The organism is Flagellimonas myxillae, from assembly GCF_023502235.1.
GTDB classification, from domain to species: Bacteria; Bacteroidota; Bacteroidia; order Flavobacteriales; family Flavobacteriaceae; genus Flagellimonas; species Flagellimonas myxillae.
The window spans coordinates 1264824-1281161 of the sequence record NZ_JAMFLY010000001.1 but is presented as its reverse complement, the minus strand read 5'-3'; the positions used below and the strand labels follow the sequence as shown (position 1 = coordinate 1281161).

Below are 16338 nucleotides of genomic sequence, written 5' to 3'. Positions count from 1 at the left end.
GGATAAATTCCTAGGAAGTTTTCATTAAGATTTTGCCGCAACCGCTTGGACCTCATCCAAGACCCGTAGCAAGTTTTCACCCCAAAGCTTGGCTATCTCCTCTTCCGAATATCCCCTTTTGACCAGTTCCAGGGTAACGTTAAAGGTTTCAGAAGCGTCAGTCCAGCCTTCTATACCACCGCCACCATCAAAATCGGAGCTAATCCCCACATGATCAATACCAATTAGCTTCACCATATAGTCGATATGGTCCACCAAATCGGTAACACCTACTGCAACAGGGGCAGAGGGGTCTTTCGCGGCCATGGCATTGCCCAATTTCAAAACCTTGGGATAGTTCTTCATGAATTCATCTTGTTCTTCTTTGCTCAAGGAGAAGAATTGGGAACGTTCGTACCAATTGATCCCTAATGAATCTGCTACTTTTTGGTTCACATCTTTCATATAAGCGGCTCTGGCTTCGTGTTTTTCGGCATTTAAATACGAACTAAAGGCAACTGTTTGAACCACTCCGCCATTTTCCTTGAGTAGCAGGAGCTGCTCGTCGTCCAAATTGCGGCTATGATCACAAAGTGCCCTAGCGGAGGAATGGGAAGCAATAATTGGGGCTTTGGACAGGGCCACCATTTGCTTCATCGATTCACTGGAAGGATGGGAGATGTCTATCATGATTCCAATCCTATTCATCTCTTTTACAGCTTCTTTACCTAAATCACTTAAACCATTATGTAACCATTCATCATCTGCTTCACCGGTATTGGAATCGCAAAACTGGCTATGCCCGTTGTGGGACAAGGAAATGTAGCGGGCACCTCGTTTATGGTATTCTTCGAACTTGGAAAGGTCCTCCCCAATGGGATAGGCATTTTCAACCCCGATCATGGCCACCATTTTACCAGATTCAACAATTCTTCTAACATCGGCAGAGGTAAGGGCCAACTCCATTTTATCCGGGGCATATTGCTCACAAAGCCTATGTATGGCCTCAAACTTGGCAATGGCATTATCTGAAGCACTTGCATAGCCTTCGGCATTCAAGGAATCTTGCCCTGTGTAAACTATTAACCAAGCGACATCCAATCCCCCGTCTTCCATTTTCGGCAAGTTTATTTGGGTATCCAGCCGTTGGGTGTAGTTGATACTGTCTGTGAAATTGTTCACGTTGATGTCGTCATGGGTGTCTATTGTGATCACCTTTTCATGGATGCGTTGGGCTTTTTCTTCCAAAGTCTCTTGTTTCTCAGATTTCTTTTCGGCGCATGAAAATAGTAAAGTAAGACAGAACAAAATTGGGAAATATCGCATGGTACAGATTTTTACACCTACAAATAACGCATTTTGACAACAATATGGAAGCGCTACGGAACATTTAGTTGTTGATGCCCTTTGGAATGTACATATTCAGGCTAATAAGAACGATTAAGCATTGGCATATTGGGAACTAGGGAATTATTGACGTATTTGGAAAAATTGGAAATAGGGTTGAGCAGTTTCTCTTATGAGGAATTGGGAACCGAGGAAGCAGGAAAACTAAAACGGTCCTTTGATGAGTTTAGAATTGGCTTGGAGGACAAAGTTTTTGGCGTTCCTGAAATGAAACAGTTGGACGTGATTTGCGAACAAGTGGGTATCCAAGGGGTATCTCATTTGGAAAGTGAGTCCACAAAGGAATCCAATGTGGTGACACAACTGTTGACCTTGATTGCTTTGCTCGATAAAACAAACCTAGATCAGAGGCAAAGAGAGTTGGTCATGGCGCTTCATAAAGTTGGAAAACGTTTGAAGGGCACCAGCCTGGATGAGCCCAAAAAACAAGCTAGCCCAAACCGTGTGGAACAGAATTTGGAGTCTCTTATAACTACCCAAAAGGTAAATCTAAGGCCTGTTCTGGACGAATGTATGGGACAGATGGAGCTTTTGGAAGAACTTGTTCGCATTTATAAGCAGAACATTCTGGAGTTCATCGGAAAGATAAAAGTACACCTCCAAACAGAGAATTTTAGGGGGGTCGACTTTGCATGCCAAAAAATACAGGCCTGCCTCAAAATGATGAAAACCGTTAGTTTACTTGAGATTACGGAGCAAATGAGCACGGTTTGTAAGACAGATAACGACATCAAATACTTGAATTTCCTATACCAACAATTTTTAGTGGAGTACCCGAAAGTTGAGGAATTGGTTGACTTTGAAATTGATGTCCTTAGAAATATGTAACTTAAAAGATGGTCAAAAACCTTCCCGAATATCACCAAAGTGTGTTTTATCCATTGTTAGAGCATGCCTCCGATTTGGATTGTAAGCTCATGCTCATTGAGCAAATGCTGGAGATCGGGGATATAAAAGACCTAGCCTTACTGGAAGAATTGGAAACCGACCCCAATCATAAAATCAGTAGTAAGGCCTTTGAAATTCGATGTGCCCTACTCGAAAAACTTGGGATTTCGGATCCATCAGAAAAGACCAAACTTCCAATGGACCTTTGTTTTATCTACAACGAGTTTGATATTGAGCCCTCCGACATTGACCCAGACCTGGACATGGATTTCGGCGTTCCGTTGGATATACTGGATTCCTAGCCCCAAATGCTAAATTCCAAATCTCAAATCTCAAATCCCAAACGCCAAATTCCAATTTCTTTAAAGTGCTTTGACCCTTTACCTTTCTCCCAACTTCCAACATCCACCACCAAATCCAATTAACAATTTTTACCACTAAAATTCCGGTTTTTACCACAATTTATTGCTCCCTCATAATGTTTCCCTTAAGTTCACGTTATAAGTATAACCCCAAACAAAAACCACTTAAATATTATGTTATACGATACCTACGGTGAAGAATATTTGGCATTTCTTCAGGAATTAAATGAAATTTTGAGCTTAAACGAACTCGCAGAGTTGGATTATTTATAGAACAAACACCCCAAAACCTTAGTTCATGAAAAATCAAAACCAAGAAAACACAGCGTACTTGAGCTTTATTCAAGATTTAAATCAAATGTTGATCGATTTTAACATTAGTCAAATAAGTCGTCCATGAGAATGGACCGGGGCAAAAAATTAAAAAAGGGCTGCAATTTGCAGCCCTTTTTCTTTATAGTTTGAGTTAGTAGTATTCAACCAAGGTAAGATTTTAAAATCTTGCTCTTGGAAGTATGTCGTAATTTCCGAATTGCTTTTTCTCGAATTTGTCTTACCCGTTCCCGGGTCAGGTCAAAGGTACTGCCAATTTCCTCCAAAGTCATGGACTGTTGGTCCCCAATGCCATAATACAACCGGACCACATCGGCCTCACGAGGGGACAATGTCTCCAATGCCCGGTTGATCTCTGTATACAGGGATTGGTGCATCAACTCTTTGTCCGGTTTCGGGGATTCTGAAGAATTTAGAACGTCATAAAGGCTGGAGGTCTCGCCTTCTTTCAGCGGAGCATCCATCGACACATGCCGACCGGTATTTTTTAGGGATTGCTTAACCTCCGAAACGGTCATATCCAATTCCTTAGCAATTTCCTCGGCCGAAGGTGGTCGTTCGTGCGCTTGTTCCAAATAGGAAAACGTCTTTTTGATCTTGTTGATTGAGCCAATCTTATTCAATGGTAATCGCACAACACGGGATTGTTCCGCCAAAGCCTGTAAAATGGATTGGCGAATCCACCATACCGCATAGGAGATAAACTTAAATCCCCGTGTCTCGTCAAAGCGCTGCGCCGCTTTTACCAAGCCCAAATTGCCTTCGTTGATCAAATCGGGAAGTGTAAGTCCTTGGTTTTGATACTGTTTGGCAACCGAAACCACAAACCGAAGGTTTGCATTCGTCAATTTTTCCAAGGCCGCTTGATCACCAGTACGGATTTTTTGGGCCAACTCCACTTCTTCCTGGGCAGTGATCAGTTCAATCTTGCTAATGTCCTGAAGGTACTTGTCTAGGGATTTGGATTCTCGGTTGGTGACCTGCTTGATTATCTTTAATTGCCTCATGTGGTATGAAAAATTGCTGTGTTAAGGTTGCGGTTATTTTAAGCATTCATAATACACTTTAAAACACAATTTTCCAAGCGCCAACTGTTATTGTTATCAAAATGTTATTACAAAGCCCCAAAGTGATTCATTATCAGTGCCCTAGGGAATTGTTGATAGTATCTTGATATAATTGCGACAACAAAAGCGTGTCTGAGCATAAAAAACCGCTAATTTTGTAAGGTTTGATATTTTGGAACATTTAATCCATTTTTTCCGTTGCAGATAGAAAAAGCAGTCAGTAAAAAAACCTTATACGATTACCAACAGGAAGATTTAAAGAAAATCTTCAAGCACGTCAACGAGCTGCCCCAAGGCACCAATATCCTGTACCAATTGCCCACCGGTGGAGGAAAGACCGTGGTCTTTTCCGAAATTACACGTAAGTACATCCAAGAGACCGGCAAAAAGGTAATGGTGCTCACCCATAGGATTGAGTTAAGCGGTCAGACGTCGAAAATGCTGCACGGTTTTGGTGTGGCCAATAAGATCATCAATAGCGAGGTAAAGGAGCTCTACGACCAGGACGAGTACCAGTGTTTTGTGGCCATGGTGGAAACACTCAATAATAGGTTACAAGAGGAAAAGGTCAAGCTCAATAATATAGGTTTGGTCATTATTGATGAGGCGCACTATAACTCTTTCAGAAAGCTCTTCAAATATTTTGAGGAGTCTACCATACTTGGAGTTACCGCAACCCCCTTGAGTTCCAACATTAAACTTCCCATGAAGGACAATTACAAGCACCTGATCATTGGGGAGTCCATTAAATCGTTGATTGAAAAGAGGTTTTTGGCCAAGGCCAATCTCTATAATTACGATGTTAGCTTGCGCACCTTGAAATTAGGTATCAACGGGGATTATACCGTTAAGTCTTCAGATGAGTTTTACGGTAACCACAGCATGCTTGGAAAATTGCTCACAGCCTACGAGGATGTTGCCAAAGGGACCAAGACATTGATTTTCAACAACGGGATAAGTACTTCGCTATATGTATACGAAACTTTTAAAAAGGCAGGGTACAATATTCGACATCTGGACAATAAAAACACGGCCACGGAGCGGCGTGAAATCCTGGATTGGTTTGCCAATACCCCTGAAGCCATTCTTACTTCGGTAAGTATTTTGACGACAGGTTTTGATGAACCCAGTGTACAATCCATTATCCTAAATAGGGCTACACGCTCGCTTACCCTCTATTTCCAGATGATTGGGCGTGGTTCGCGGGTATTGCCAGGGAAAGATGAGTTTTCTGTGGTAGATTTAGGAAATAACATTGCCCGTTTCGGCCCTTGGGATGCCCCGGTGGACTGGCAGGAAATCTTTCATTTTCCGGATTTTTATCTCGAGAACATCAAGAATGATGAGGATATTGAGCGGGAGTTTGTCTACGAAATGCCTGACGAGCTGAAAGCCAAGTTCAGCAAGTCTGAAAATATCACTTTTGATATCAAGGAAGAGTACAAAAAGGTGTTTGCCCAAGGTAAAAAATCCAAGGAGGTGTTGGAACGAAGTATAGAACAACATGCCCAAATCTGTGTGGAAAACAGTGAGGACGTATTCGATGCCCGGATTTTGGCAAAGGAGCTCAAAGAGGAAATCGCTTATCGCGTACGACAATATTCCTATTGCATCATGAACAACACCAAGAACTACAAAGAATGGCTGGAAGAAGACTACGAACGAAAGCTTAGGTCCAGTATTTCCAAGAAGTTTGCAGCTTTGATGTAGTTTTTTTCGATTGTTCGATTGTTCGATAGTTGGACTGTTGGAAACAGGGGTTCAATTTGGTTTATTCGGTAATCAGTAATCAGTAATCAGTAATCAGATGTCAGTTATCAGTTATTTGGTTATTAGTTATTTAATTTTGATCCTCAAACCTCTAGCATCCGCCCCAATCCCAATTTTCCACTTTCAAATTTAAAGTTTCCTTTATTGTACATTGCTCATTGTTAATTAATCACTGAAGTTGAAAAAGACTCTCATCATCGGACATGTATGGCCAGAGCCAACTACTACAGCTGCGGGTCAGCGGATGATGCAGCTTTTGGAAACCTTTAGGGATTTTGGTTATCAAGTTATTTTTGGTTCCACGTCATCACCAACTCCATATAGCTTGAATTTGGAGGCAATGCAAATTGAGTCAGTAGGCTTGCAAATGAACCATTCCAGTTTTAACGAATTTATCCAGGACTTAAAACCTCATATCGTTGTTTTTGACCGCTTTATGACCGAAGAGCAATTTGGATGGCGCGTAGCGGAGTGTGCTCCCCAGGCCATTAGGGTTTTGAACACTGAAGATTTGCACTCCTTGCGTAAATCCAGGGAAGATTGTTATAAAGTAGGAGAGGAGTTCAGTATGAATCATTGGAAGAACCACCCCTTGACCTCACGGGAAATGGCCAGCATTTATCGTTCCGATTTATCGTTGATGGTTTCTACTTATGAAATGCAGCTTCTTACCCAAGAGGCTGTAGTACCAAAGAATTTGTTGCTGCATTTGCCCCTTATGTCAGCGGAACTTTACCCTGATGATGTGTTGTCTTGGCCTAGTTTTGATACACGAAGGGATTTTGTCTGCGTGGGCAACGGCAAGCATACCCCGAATGTGGAGGCCATAAAAACTTTGAAAAAGAATATTTGGCCCAGCATACGAAAAGCTTTGCCGAAAGCAAGGCTTTGCATTTATGGCGCATACCTTCCACAACAAGTGTTGGAAATGCACAATCCCAAAGAAGGCTTTGAAATTATCGGTTGGATAGAGGATTTAGGTTGTGTTCTTCAAAAGGCACGACTCTTATTGGCTCCTATCCAATTTGGAGCTGGCATTAAAGGAAAATTGATTGAAGCCATGGAAAATGGCACTCCATCAATAACCACTGTCATTGGAGCAGAGGGAATGCACGACAATGTCATGTGGCCTGGAGTTATCTGCCCTAATCTGGAACTTTTTGCCCAAGATGCCATAGACCTGTACCAAAACCAGGAAAAATGGAAGCAAGCTCAAACCCAAGGAATCTTGATTATCAATTCCCAATACGCAAAACGAAAGCTGCAAGCTAAGTTAAAAGAGGTATTGGAAAATCTTGGAAACCAATTGGAAATACATCGAACCCAAAATCTAGTGGGCAAGATGTTACAACAACAGGGCCTGGCTGCTACCAAGTATATGGGCAAATGGATTGAGGAAAAGAACAAACCTAATTGATGGAATTCCAAAAATCCAGAAATCCTTCAATATCAACCTGCCTAGTTTAATCTTGATATTCAGGATTTGGGGTCTGTGGAATAGGCGCACCGGTTTCGTCCCACCATGTTTTCAAATAACCCAGCATCTCCTTCGTTTTTTCAGATTCCGTTAATACAAGGTTGTTACGCTCACCAATATCATTGGCAAGGTCATAGAGTTCCATATCATTGTTTTCAAAATAGTAGTGGAGTTTCCAATCCCCATATCGCACCACGGAACCGGGCCGTGTTCGGAACAAAGCATCACGATTCTCATTGTTTTCCACATCATAGGCTTGTAGGTAAATGGGAAAATGCCAGTACAAAGCACGTTCTTCTATTGCACCTTTGCCCATAAATATTGGGGTTAGACTGGTGCCGTCCAATCCAATATCCGCATTAGGGATGTTTGCAATCGAGAGGAGGGTGGGATAAATATCCAGATTCGTAATAGGGATGTCACTTGAAGTATTTGGAGCTATTTTATCTTTCCATACAAACAAAAATGGCTCCCTTATGCCCCCTTCGTAATAACTCCCTTTACCTGCCCGAAGCGGCTTTTGCTGGGTAATTCCGTACAACCCACCATTATCCGAAGTGAAAACGATCAAGGTGTTTTTGAACAATCCCTTCTTCTTAAGCTTGGAAACCAACAGTCCTATATTTCGGTCCAAGTTTTCCACCATAGTGGCATATTCCGGGTTGTTTTGTCCATTAAACGCAGGTTTGTTTTGGTATTTATCCAACAAGTTATCAATGGGTTGAATCGGCGTATGAACGGCATAGGGCGCGTAGTACAAAAAGAAGGGCCGGTTTATGGTATCTACAAAAGTCAGCGTTTTTTCCATGACCAAATCTGTAAGGTGTTTGCTGTTACCTTCTTCAATGCTAACATTTTTATAGGGCGGGTAATAACTGCTTGGATGCCCGTTATGGCCACCTCCAATGTTAACATCAAAACCGTATTCCAATGGGTTATCACTCAGGTGCCATTTCCCTGCATGGCAGGTTGCATACCCATTTTTCTGCAATACCTCTGGGAGCAACTGGTGTGTCCTTGCTAGGGTTGTGGTGTTTTTGGTGGGAATGATTTTCCGATGTTTGGAATTTCCCCGTTCGGAACTTGCGACTGTGTAAATCCCATGGCGGGGTGCCCATTTACCCGTCATTAAACAGGCTCTGCTCGGGGCACAGTTGGCTGCTGCTGCATAGCCATTTGTGAATATTATCCCTTGACCCGCCAACTGGTCAATATTCGGGGTTTCGTAGAATTCCGAGCCCATAAACCCAACATCTTTCCATCCCATATCGTCTACATTGATAAGGATAATGTTTGGTTTTTGTTGAAACGCTTGTAGGGAAATCGAAAAGCAAATCCAGCAAAGAATAAGTATAAAACGAGATATTTTGTTACCCATGTCGTATGGTTTGAACGAGAAGGTACAATATCCAAATTTTTAAAATAGGATTGGCCTTTTGGAAGACGATTTGGAGATGGTCTGTATCAAAAACTATATATTTAATTGCCAATACCAAGCTACCAATATTCAAATGAGACCATTTTATATTCTGAAAGCCTTATTGCTTACTAGTCTTTTTATTAGTTGTGCCGAAAATGAAAAAAGAAGTCAGAATACCAAGGAGCGGCCCAATATTATCCTGATCATGACTGATGACCAAGGATGGGGTGATACCGGATATAATGGTCATCCCCATCTAAAAACACCCAATCTGGATGACATGGCCGCCAAGGGAGTGGTGTTTAATCGCTTTTATTCAGCCTCGGCTGTTTGTTCCCCAACCCGTGGAAGTGTCATGACTGGACGCCATCCGCTTCGTTATGGTATTTGTACTGCGAATTGCGGACACATTAAACCTGAGGAGATTACTTTGGGCGAAATGGTCAAGGAGGTTGGATATACCACAGGGCATTTTGGCAAATGGCATTTGGGAACCCTGACCCAGGATACCATTGAAGCGAACCGAGGCGGAAGACCTCAACATCACGAGCACTACGCACCACCATGGGAACATGGTTTTGACACCAGTTTTGTTACGGAATCCAAGGTACCCACTTGGGACCCAATGGTAACCCCTGATAGATCAGCTGGTGACGTGTCCATGGCTTTGGAGGTCGGAAAGCCATTTAATACTTCCTATTGGACAGGACCGGGAGAAATAGTTACTGAAAACCTTGATGGGGACGATTCCCGTGTGATTATGGACCGGGTAATACCCTTTATTGAAAATGCTTCCAAAAACAAACAACCTTTTCTCAGTATAATTTGGTTCCATACACCGCACCTCCCTGTACTAACAGGCGAGAACTATCGAAGCCCCTACGGCGACCTATCGGAAGATCAGCAACACTTTTACGGGACTCTCACGGCCATGGATGAACAGATTGGCCGCTTACGCAATACCTTAGAGAAATTGGGAGTTGACGAGAACACTGTCTTGTTTTTCACCAGCGATAATGGGCCAGAAGGTAAATCAACAAAAGGACGGACCCAAGGAACCACAAAGGGCCTAAAGGGAAGGAAAAGAAGTCTGTATGAAGGTGGAATACGGGTGCCTGGAATTATGGAATGGCCTGGAAAAATACCCTCGGGATTGCAAGTGCAAACACCATGTTTCACTTCTGATTATTTCCCAACCATTGCACAAATATTGGATATTGACATGAATCGATTCAATCGACCTTTTGATGGCGTAGATTTGTTGCCTATAGTTTCAGGAGCCGCTAAAAAGCGGGATAAGAATCTTGCATTTAGATTTAATAAACAAGCGGTTTTAATCAATGGGGATTATAAAATCTACAGCAAGGATGACGGCCACACTTTTGAACTGTACAACCTTGCCAATGACCCCTCGGAATCCGAGGACTTAGCAGCTACATATCCTGACATTTTAAAGCAGATGGTTGCTGAATGGAACCAATGGAAAGTGTCCCAAGAGGCCAGTGCTGCCGGAAACGACTACACCAAAAGTCAACCCTAAGCGGTAAGTATCGACCTAATCATTTTTGGGTTGGTCAGCAAGTCCCATCAGGGCAATTTGCATACATAAACTCCTTTAGAAAATTTAGATGCTGTCAAAAAGACAGCACGCTACAATGCTAATTTCCTCATTGCCAAGGTTACAAAAATCGGGTGGTTTTGGGTATGGTTTTTGGTACGAAGTTCCTTCATCTTAAAAATCAAATAACAAAACAGAACATGATTACAAACCTTAAGAAAACAGTCGTTTTATTACCCTTTATTTCATTGTTTATTTCCTGCTCAGACTCAGAAGATGCTGATAATTTTGACGCTTCCCTGTACCTGAAGGTACCAGACGCGCAATTTGAAGCAAAATTGATAGCCTTGGGAATTGATTCCGAAGGAAAACTAGATAGTAAAGTATTAAAAGCTGATGTTGAAAATGTTGCAGAGTTGGAAATTTCCAGTGCATCAACCTCCGAAGAAATTCACGATTTGACTGGAATAGAGGGCTTTACAAAATTGAAGAAATTGGTAGCCATAGGGAATCGCTTATCCACGATAGATTTAACCCATAATACGCTTTTGGACACTTTGGACCTTTCAGGAAACGACCTGTCTTCCATAGATTTAAGCAAAAACAAAGATCTTTTGATGGTTGACTTAAAAGTGAATGACCTGTCTTCCATTTCTGGATTGTCCAATGCAGTCAACTTAAAATGGTTAAACCTTTCCTTTAACTTTTTCGAGGAATTCACCATTGAAAACCCAACCCTGGCCAATATTTTAATGAGCCATAATGAGTTGGTTTCGATCGACACAAGTCAGGCCAGCGGTCTTGAAAGTCTTTATTTGGTCACCAATCAGATTACCGATTTGGATCTTAGTGCGAATACAATTTTGGAGACGGTCGATGTTGGCGATAATAAATTGACACAAATCAATTTTGGGTCCAAAGCCAACCTCATATACCTTTCTTGTTTTAGCAACCTACTTGAAAACTTGGACGTAAGTGGTTTTGACAAACTTGACTATTTAAGCGCTAACAGAAACCCGGATTTGCACTGTATTCAAGTCGAGACTGGCCAAGATATTCCAACCCTTAAACTATCCGATTACCAGCAGGTGAATGCTAATTGCAATTAACCTTTTTAGCTGGATTTTTTGATTTAAAAGCAGGATTGCTCGGTTCCCAGAATCATCTTTTACTCTGACGGAATTATCATTTCGACAGCTTTTGCGGGCTCCCGGCCATTATTTAGCCAAGAATTATAAATCAAATGTTATGTTTAAAAAATATCGGATACTCAAATGGGTGTCAATCTTTGTTCTTAGTTTAATTGTACTAGTAGTCTCTTTTGGGTTTTGGTTCAAAAGCTTGATTCCCCCAAGGGAGGCTTCCCTTGAAACCACCACTGTAAAAAATCTGTCCTATTTATCGGAACATCCCGTTTCGCATAGGGGTAAAGTATTGGTGGTTGTGACCAGCACGGATACTATGGGCAGTAGCGGAAAAAGTACAGGCTACGAGCTAACCGAGTTGTCCCGGGCGTACTACACTTTTGAGGCCAATGGCTTTGAAGTGGATATTGCAAGTCCGGAAGGAGGGAAGCCCCCCGTGGTCATTGACGATGAAGATATGGGTGCCTTCGACTTTGCCTTTTTAAATGATTCCATTGCGCAGTACAAAGCCGAAAACACCATTCCCATGACGGCTGTAAAAGCGGAGGAATATCTAGCGGTCTATTTTGCAGGGGGCAAGGGGGCCATGTACGATTTTCCAGATAATAAATCCATTCAATCCTTGGTAAAAAAATACTATCAATCGAATAAGGTTATTGGTGCAGTATGCCATGGCCCTGCTGCCTTGGTGAATGTAACCTTGGATAATGGTCGCCCTCTATTGGAGAACAAAACGGTTAGTGGGTTTACTAACGAAGAGGAGCTTCTCTTGATCTCCGATGCCCGTACCGTTTTTCCATTTCTTCTTCAGGATAAAATGGTGGAGCAAGGTGCCAATTTCAATGAAGGAACCATGTATTTGGAAAATGTAAGTCATGATCAAAACCTGATTACCGGGCAAAATCCTTGGTCTACCTGGAGTTTGGTGGAGCGTATGATCCAACAAATGGGCTATACCCCGAAACATCGGGAAATTACCGCAGAGGAAAACGCAGTGGAAGTATTGACCGCATACCACGAAAATGGTAAACAACAAGCCAAAAAAATGATAGCAACGATCATGGTGGACCAAAACAAGCCTTTTGACCGAGTGCTAATAGCAAAACACGGAATCCTCGCTGCAATGAAAGGGGAATTAGGGAACTTTGCCAACCTTATAAGTCTGGTTTCCTATGCCAAAAAATGCGAAACTAAAAGCGGGAAAATATAGCTACATTTGAGAAATTGGTCAGTTGGGATTTTTAGATATACTTCTTGTTATTGTCAGTAGTGCGGGCCTGCTTCACGGAGTGGCCTTTGCGGTCTACCTCTGCACCATCAAAAAGAAAAAATCCCTACCGAATTACTTGCTGGCCTTAATTCTCATTCTGATGGCCTTCAGAATAGGCAAATCGGTGATGCTGAATTTTGGAGATGATTTGGAGCCTGCGTTTATTTTCGCAGGCTTGGCTTTTTTATTGTGCATTGGTCCTTTGCTGCGATGGTACGTTGCCGGAATGACATCTGTCAATTTTACCCTGCCCAAGTTTTACCTCTTGGAATTGCTTCCATTTGGGTTAGTGTTTCTCTCCAGTTTTTTTATTGACAAAAGTTGGTTCGAAACGAACAACAAGGATGTCATTATTCTTTTTGGCAGCATCCTTATTTTTATTTATCTACATTTTGCCTTCTATATTTTTCTAGCGGGTGGTATTCGCAAGAAAATAAGGCAGGAATTCCCCCAGGAAGTACGAACAAAGTCACAAAAAGCAATATTAAACTGGTTATTGTTGCTGATTATTGGATTTGTCATAATCTGGATTTCCTATGTATTGAACATTATTGAAGATACTGTTCCCTACATCGTGGGTCCCATTATGTATTCCACGGTGGTCTATTTTCTGAGTTTTAAGGCATTCCAACTCAAAATCACGGATTTGAATGGCAATTCCTTTAAAAGGAATAACAATATGGAGCTCTTTAACCAGATATCCAAGCATATTGAAGAGGACCAATTGTTCTTGGAGCCCAATGTATCCTTGTCCAGCCTAAGCAAGTTGGTCAATACCAGTACCCAAAAAACCTCCGAGGTAATCAATCAATACGCCAAACAGAATTTTAATGATTTTATAAACCAGTATAGGATTCAAGAGGCAAAACAACTTCTACTTGACGAAAGCAATAAAGACTTTACCATTTCGTCCATTGCTTTTGATGCAGGTTTTAGTAGTCTATCATCATTTAACAGTGCCTTTAAAAAGTTCGAGGGCATAACCCCTTCTGCATTTCGGAAAAAACACATCGGATAAGCTACGACCTATGACTTTTAAAATGAATCAAGTTCAATGGCTCCTTTTCAATCTGGAGTATTCATTGGGTACCATTTCCATCGAATTAAAGTAGTTCCTATTTCGTAGTCGTCCCTCAAATTCGCTTTTGATACTTTTCTGAACCTCCAAATTCGACAAATAGTCCAGCGTTGTGGCAGCCATTATTTTGGCCGCTTGTAGCATTCCCTCTTTGGCATAGTTACTTTTACCAAAAGCCGTGGCTTCCCAATTGCGCATGGACATCCCTGTTGGAATACAACTAACAACAAAGGATACTAAGGGAACTTGCCAGCTTACATCACCTATATCGCTGCCATAACCATAAAGTCCAGCCGCAATGGCTTCGTTTAGGGGTAAGGGCTGGGTCAAAAATTTACCTTTTCCTTTTCCTGAAGCATTCCAAATATTGTTTGCCAGCTGTTTATCAATTTCTATTGTTTTCCTGACAGGCAGCCCTATCATATTGGCATAGGCCAACTGGTTTCCCTTTAAATTCGGGATAAACTCGTGTACAGCTCGGAAAACATTCCAAGTAACAGCTTCATCCAATCTTAAATCAGCTAGTTTTTTAAGGATCAAATTGTAGATTTCAATAGCTTTTTCCTGCTTCGTGTGGGTTATCCTCAAATAAATTTTTAGGCCGTTGTCCGAATGGGACAAATCCAATTGGGTATGCCGAATACGGTACCTAAGTGCAAGATTGGGGTCGTCATCCTGCTTTAAAACCTCTAAAAATTTTAGAAACTCTACGCTTTGTGCCGGGGTTGCCCGGTCGTTGGGAAAATTAAATTCCATGTCAATTATAGCATCCCATCTTGATGGGTTCGCACTTGTGACCGGGGCAGGGTGCCAAAAAAATGCAAGGTCCAACTCAGTAAAGTAACGCTTATTGGCCATTGGAACCCTTCCTCCCAAACTACCCTCGGCGGTACTAAAATAATAATGTATTTGTGCCTCAATCCTATCTTGTTCGATTAGCGTTTTTAGTGCAAGTACAGCTCCCAAACTTCCTGTGGCCAGTAGGTGATGCCCGGCTGCCTGCCCATATTCCGAATTGGGTAGATCAAAACCCTTTCTGTGGATTAAAGGACTATCTGCATCGGCTTCCGCAAGTATCCCGATAACCGGTCCTTCGGAACCATAAGATGCGATAAACATGGTTTCAAAGCCAGCTACGGCATGTTCAATGGTAAATCCTGCCTGTGTAAGTCTTGTTTTTAGCAACTCAACGGTACGATGCTCTCCAAACGAAGGTTCTGAATATTCCCAGATGCTGTCGCTTGTGGCATATAATTCATCTTTGATTTGATCCAGGTAATTGGATGTGTCCTCCTTTAAGCCTTCTAAATCTTGGGGAAAGACGAAGTGGGTAACTAGTAACAGTAGTGGAATTATTGGCTTCATGGCAGGGTTATTTTAGAAAAATAAGGTTTGAAAATTCCTTTGGGAGCTGCGGACCATACAGCATATAGTGCCCCGTCAAGGTGTGAAATCAGACCGCAATAATCCCCACCTTGTGGCCAAGCCCTACCAGCCCAACCGTTCCTTTCGTCGGGAATACTCAGGGGACCAAGCTTTACAGGTGCTGTCCAGCTCAAGTTTGGGTCAATTGCCAAAAGGTATTTCTGAAAGTTTCCAGGGGACTCTTCTACCGTGTAAAGCACGACCCCCTTATTACCGTGCCATTGGACTGCATCCAAGTTGATAAGGTGTGGGGATTCAGCAAGAGTTGTTGGCGCTGTCCACTTTGAAGTTGAAGCGGGCAACTTAATTACCTCCATTTTTTTTCGGTCAACATCGGTATAGAAATAATAAAGCTCATCATTTCCATTGACCAAGATGTGATGCTTGGCTCCAGATTTATTGGTCATAAACAAAGGGGCGGTAGTTTCCAAAGTTTCCTTATCCATCATGATCAACCAACTGGACATTTGCCCAAAAGGTTTGGAAGATTTCCCATCCCATTCTCCCCGAAGCACAACAGGTATGGCTATTTTTTCTTGAAAGAATACCGGTTTTTTTACACTAAGGTCACAACCGTTGAAAAGTTCAATGGTTTTACTTTTCAAAAGCATGTCGCTACTGTTTCCCTTTGCTACGTACAAAACCATTTTGTTATCCAGCTTCTGGGTAGAAAAGAGATAATGTCCCTCCTTATCTGAAATAATGGTGGCGTGATCATGCCCAAAACCATGGGAAGTCGGCGAACTCCAGGACCCATTTTTTTCTTCCCAAGTTTTAAGATGGAAGGCATTTCCCTCACTGATATCAGAAAGGATAAATTGATTCTTGTTTGGGGCATGGATCCACGGATCGGCTGCTTCTTTCGAAAAAATCCGATTCTCAAGGGACCAACTGCTGCCCAAATCATTGGAACCCAACACAACAGTATAATACTCTAAATCTTTTGCCTTGGGGTCTACGGCCAAAATGGAAGCCATCAACTTTTTTGGATTCTCCTCGTGGTACCTTAGCATGGACTCGCTGCTGATCAGTCCCTCTGGAAAGGGCAGTTCTTGTACAAAATTTACCTGTTGGCATAGGACTAGGGAAGAGTTTACAACCCAAAAGAATAGTATTAGGAACGATTTCATACCCAATATTACATCGCAGTACGTTTATA

Annotated in this window: 13 protein-coding genes; 8 read left to right on the top strand and 5 right to left on the bottom strand. The window is 42.1% G+C overall.

Translation table 11 applies throughout. The features are described 5' to 3' along the window. Positions 1 to 24: 24 nt before the first annotated feature. The gene (locus tag M3P07_RS05865) at positions 25 to 1305 is read right to left on the bottom strand and encodes a dipeptidase (protein WP_249968963.1); all 1281 of its coding nucleotides are present in this window, start codon (positions 1303 to 1305) and stop codon (positions 25 to 27) included. Between the two features lie 129 nt (positions 1306 to 1434). On the opposite strand from M3P07_RS05865, the gene M3P07_RS05860 reads away from it, so the two are divergent. After that, a complete protein-coding gene (locus tag M3P07_RS05860) occupies positions 1435 to 2214 on the top strand; it encodes a hypothetical protein (RefSeq protein ID WP_249968962.1) in 780 nt (259 codons plus the stop codon). Positions 2215 to 2222: 8 nt separating this feature from the next. Further along, on the top strand, positions 2223 to 2576 hold the full coding sequence (locus M3P07_RS05855; RefSeq protein ID WP_249968961.1) for a hypothetical protein: 354 nt from the start codon (positions 2223 to 2225) through the stop codon (positions 2574 to 2576). Positions 2577 to 3112: 536 nt separating this feature from the next. Here M3P07_RS05855 and M3P07_RS05850 read toward each other — a convergent pair. Beyond that, positions 3113 to 3976 carry a sigma-70 family RNA polymerase sigma factor gene (locus M3P07_RS05850; RefSeq protein ID WP_249968960.1) on the bottom strand — a complete coding sequence of 288 codons (864 nt, stop codon included), beginning with the start codon at positions 3974 to 3976 and terminating at the stop codon, positions 3113 to 3115. A 258-nt stretch (positions 3977 to 4234) separates the two neighbouring features. On the opposite strand from M3P07_RS05850, the gene M3P07_RS05845 reads away from it, so the two are divergent. Both M3P07_RS05845 and M3P07_RS05840 read left to right on the top strand, forming a co-directional pair. Beyond that, complete coding sequence (locus M3P07_RS05845) at positions 4235 to 5746, top strand: DEAD/DEAH box helicase (protein ID WP_249968959.1); 1512 nt, start codon at positions 4235 to 4237, stop codon at positions 5744 to 5746. Positions 5747 to 5984: 238 nt separating this feature from the next. Continuing rightward, positions 5985 to 7223 carry a glycosyltransferase gene (locus tag M3P07_RS05840; protein ID WP_249968958.1) on the top strand — a complete coding sequence of 413 codons (1239 nt, stop codon included), beginning with the start codon at positions 5985 to 5987 and terminating at the stop codon, positions 7221 to 7223. 46 nt (positions 7224 to 7269) lie between these two features. On the opposite strand, the gene M3P07_RS05835 is transcribed toward M3P07_RS05840, so the two are convergent. Continuing rightward, a complete protein-coding gene (locus M3P07_RS05835) occupies positions 7270 to 8661 on the bottom strand; it encodes a sulfatase (RefSeq protein ID WP_249968957.1) in 1392 nt (463 codons plus the stop codon). A gap of 133 nt (positions 8662 to 8794) precedes the next feature. Between M3P07_RS05835 and M3P07_RS05830 the strand changes: the two genes are divergently transcribed. The 4 genes from M3P07_RS05830 to M3P07_RS05815 all read left to right on the top strand — a co-directional run bounded on the left by M3P07_RS05830 (position 8795) and on the right by M3P07_RS05815 (position 13694). After that, positions 8795 to 10243: a sulfatase family protein gene (locus M3P07_RS05830; protein WP_249968956.1), complete on the top strand. Its 1449-nt coding sequence runs from the start codon at positions 8795 to 8797 to the stop codon at positions 10241 to 10243. Positions 10244 to 10461: 218 nt separating this feature from the next. Further along, positions 10462 to 11370 carry a leucine-rich repeat domain-containing protein gene (locus M3P07_RS05825; RefSeq protein ID WP_249968955.1) on the top strand — a complete coding sequence of 303 codons (909 nt, stop codon included), beginning with the start codon at positions 10462 to 10464 and terminating at the stop codon, positions 11368 to 11370. Positions 11371 to 11509: 139 nt separating this feature from the next. Beyond that, on the top strand, positions 11510 to 12616 hold the full coding sequence (locus tag M3P07_RS05820) for a type 1 glutamine amidotransferase domain-containing protein (protein ID WP_249968954.1): 1107 nt from the start codon (positions 11510 to 11512) through the stop codon (positions 12614 to 12616). A 22-nt stretch (positions 12617 to 12638) separates the two neighbouring features. Continuing rightward, positions 12639 to 13694, top strand: coding sequence for a helix-turn-helix domain-containing protein (locus M3P07_RS05815; RefSeq protein ID WP_249968953.1), 1056 nt, complete (start codon positions 12639 to 12641; stop codon positions 13692 to 13694). 33 nt (positions 13695 to 13727) lie between these two features. On the opposite strand, the gene M3P07_RS05810 is transcribed toward M3P07_RS05815, so the two are convergent. Together M3P07_RS05810 and M3P07_RS05805 are read right to left on the bottom strand one after the other, a co-directional pair. Beyond that, complete coding sequence (locus tag M3P07_RS05810; RefSeq protein ID WP_249968952.1) at positions 13728 to 15119, bottom strand: zinc-binding metallopeptidase family protein; 1392 nt, start codon at positions 15117 to 15119, stop codon at positions 13728 to 13730. Beyond that, positions 15116 to 16309: a hypothetical protein gene (locus M3P07_RS05805; RefSeq protein WP_249968951.1), complete on the bottom strand. Its 1194-nt coding sequence runs from the start codon at positions 16307 to 16309 to the stop codon at positions 15116 to 15118. Before M3P07_RS05805 ends, M3P07_RS05810 begins: the two co-directional genes overlap by 4 nt. Positions 16310 to 16338: the final 29 nt, after the last annotated feature.

Coding starts and splice junctions, on each gene's coding strand:
- M3P07_RS05855 (WP_249968961.1), top strand. CDS start 2,223: ATGGTCAAAAACCTTCCCGAATATCACCAAAGTGTGTTTTATCCATTG.
- M3P07_RS05820 (WP_249968954.1), top strand. CDS start 11,510: ATGTTTAAAAAATATCGGATACTCAAATGGGTGTCAATCTTTGTTCTT.
- M3P07_RS05865 (WP_249968963.1), bottom strand. CDS start 1,305: ATGCGATATTTCCCAATTTTGTTCTGTCTTACTTTACTATTTTCATGC.
- M3P07_RS05825 (WP_249968955.1), top strand. CDS start 10,462: ATGATTACAAACCTTAAGAAAACAGTCGTTTTATTACCCTTTATTTCA.
- M3P07_RS05850 (WP_249968960.1), bottom strand. CDS start 3,976: ATGAGGCAATTAAAGATAATCAAGCAGGTCACCAACCGAGAATCCAAA.
- M3P07_RS05830 (WP_249968956.1), top strand. CDS start 8,795: ATGAGACCATTTTATATTCTGAAAGCCTTATTGCTTACTAGTCTTTTT.
- M3P07_RS05835 (WP_249968957.1), bottom strand. CDS start 8,661: ATGGGTAACAAAATATCTCGTTTTATACTTATTCTTTGCTGGATTTGC.
- M3P07_RS05810 (WP_249968952.1), bottom strand. CDS start 15,119: ATGAAGCCAATAATTCCACTACTGTTACTAGTTACCCACTTCGTCTTT.
- M3P07_RS05805 (WP_249968951.1), bottom strand. CDS start 16,309: ATGAAATCGTTCCTAATACTATTCTTTTGGGTTGTAAACTCTTCCCTA.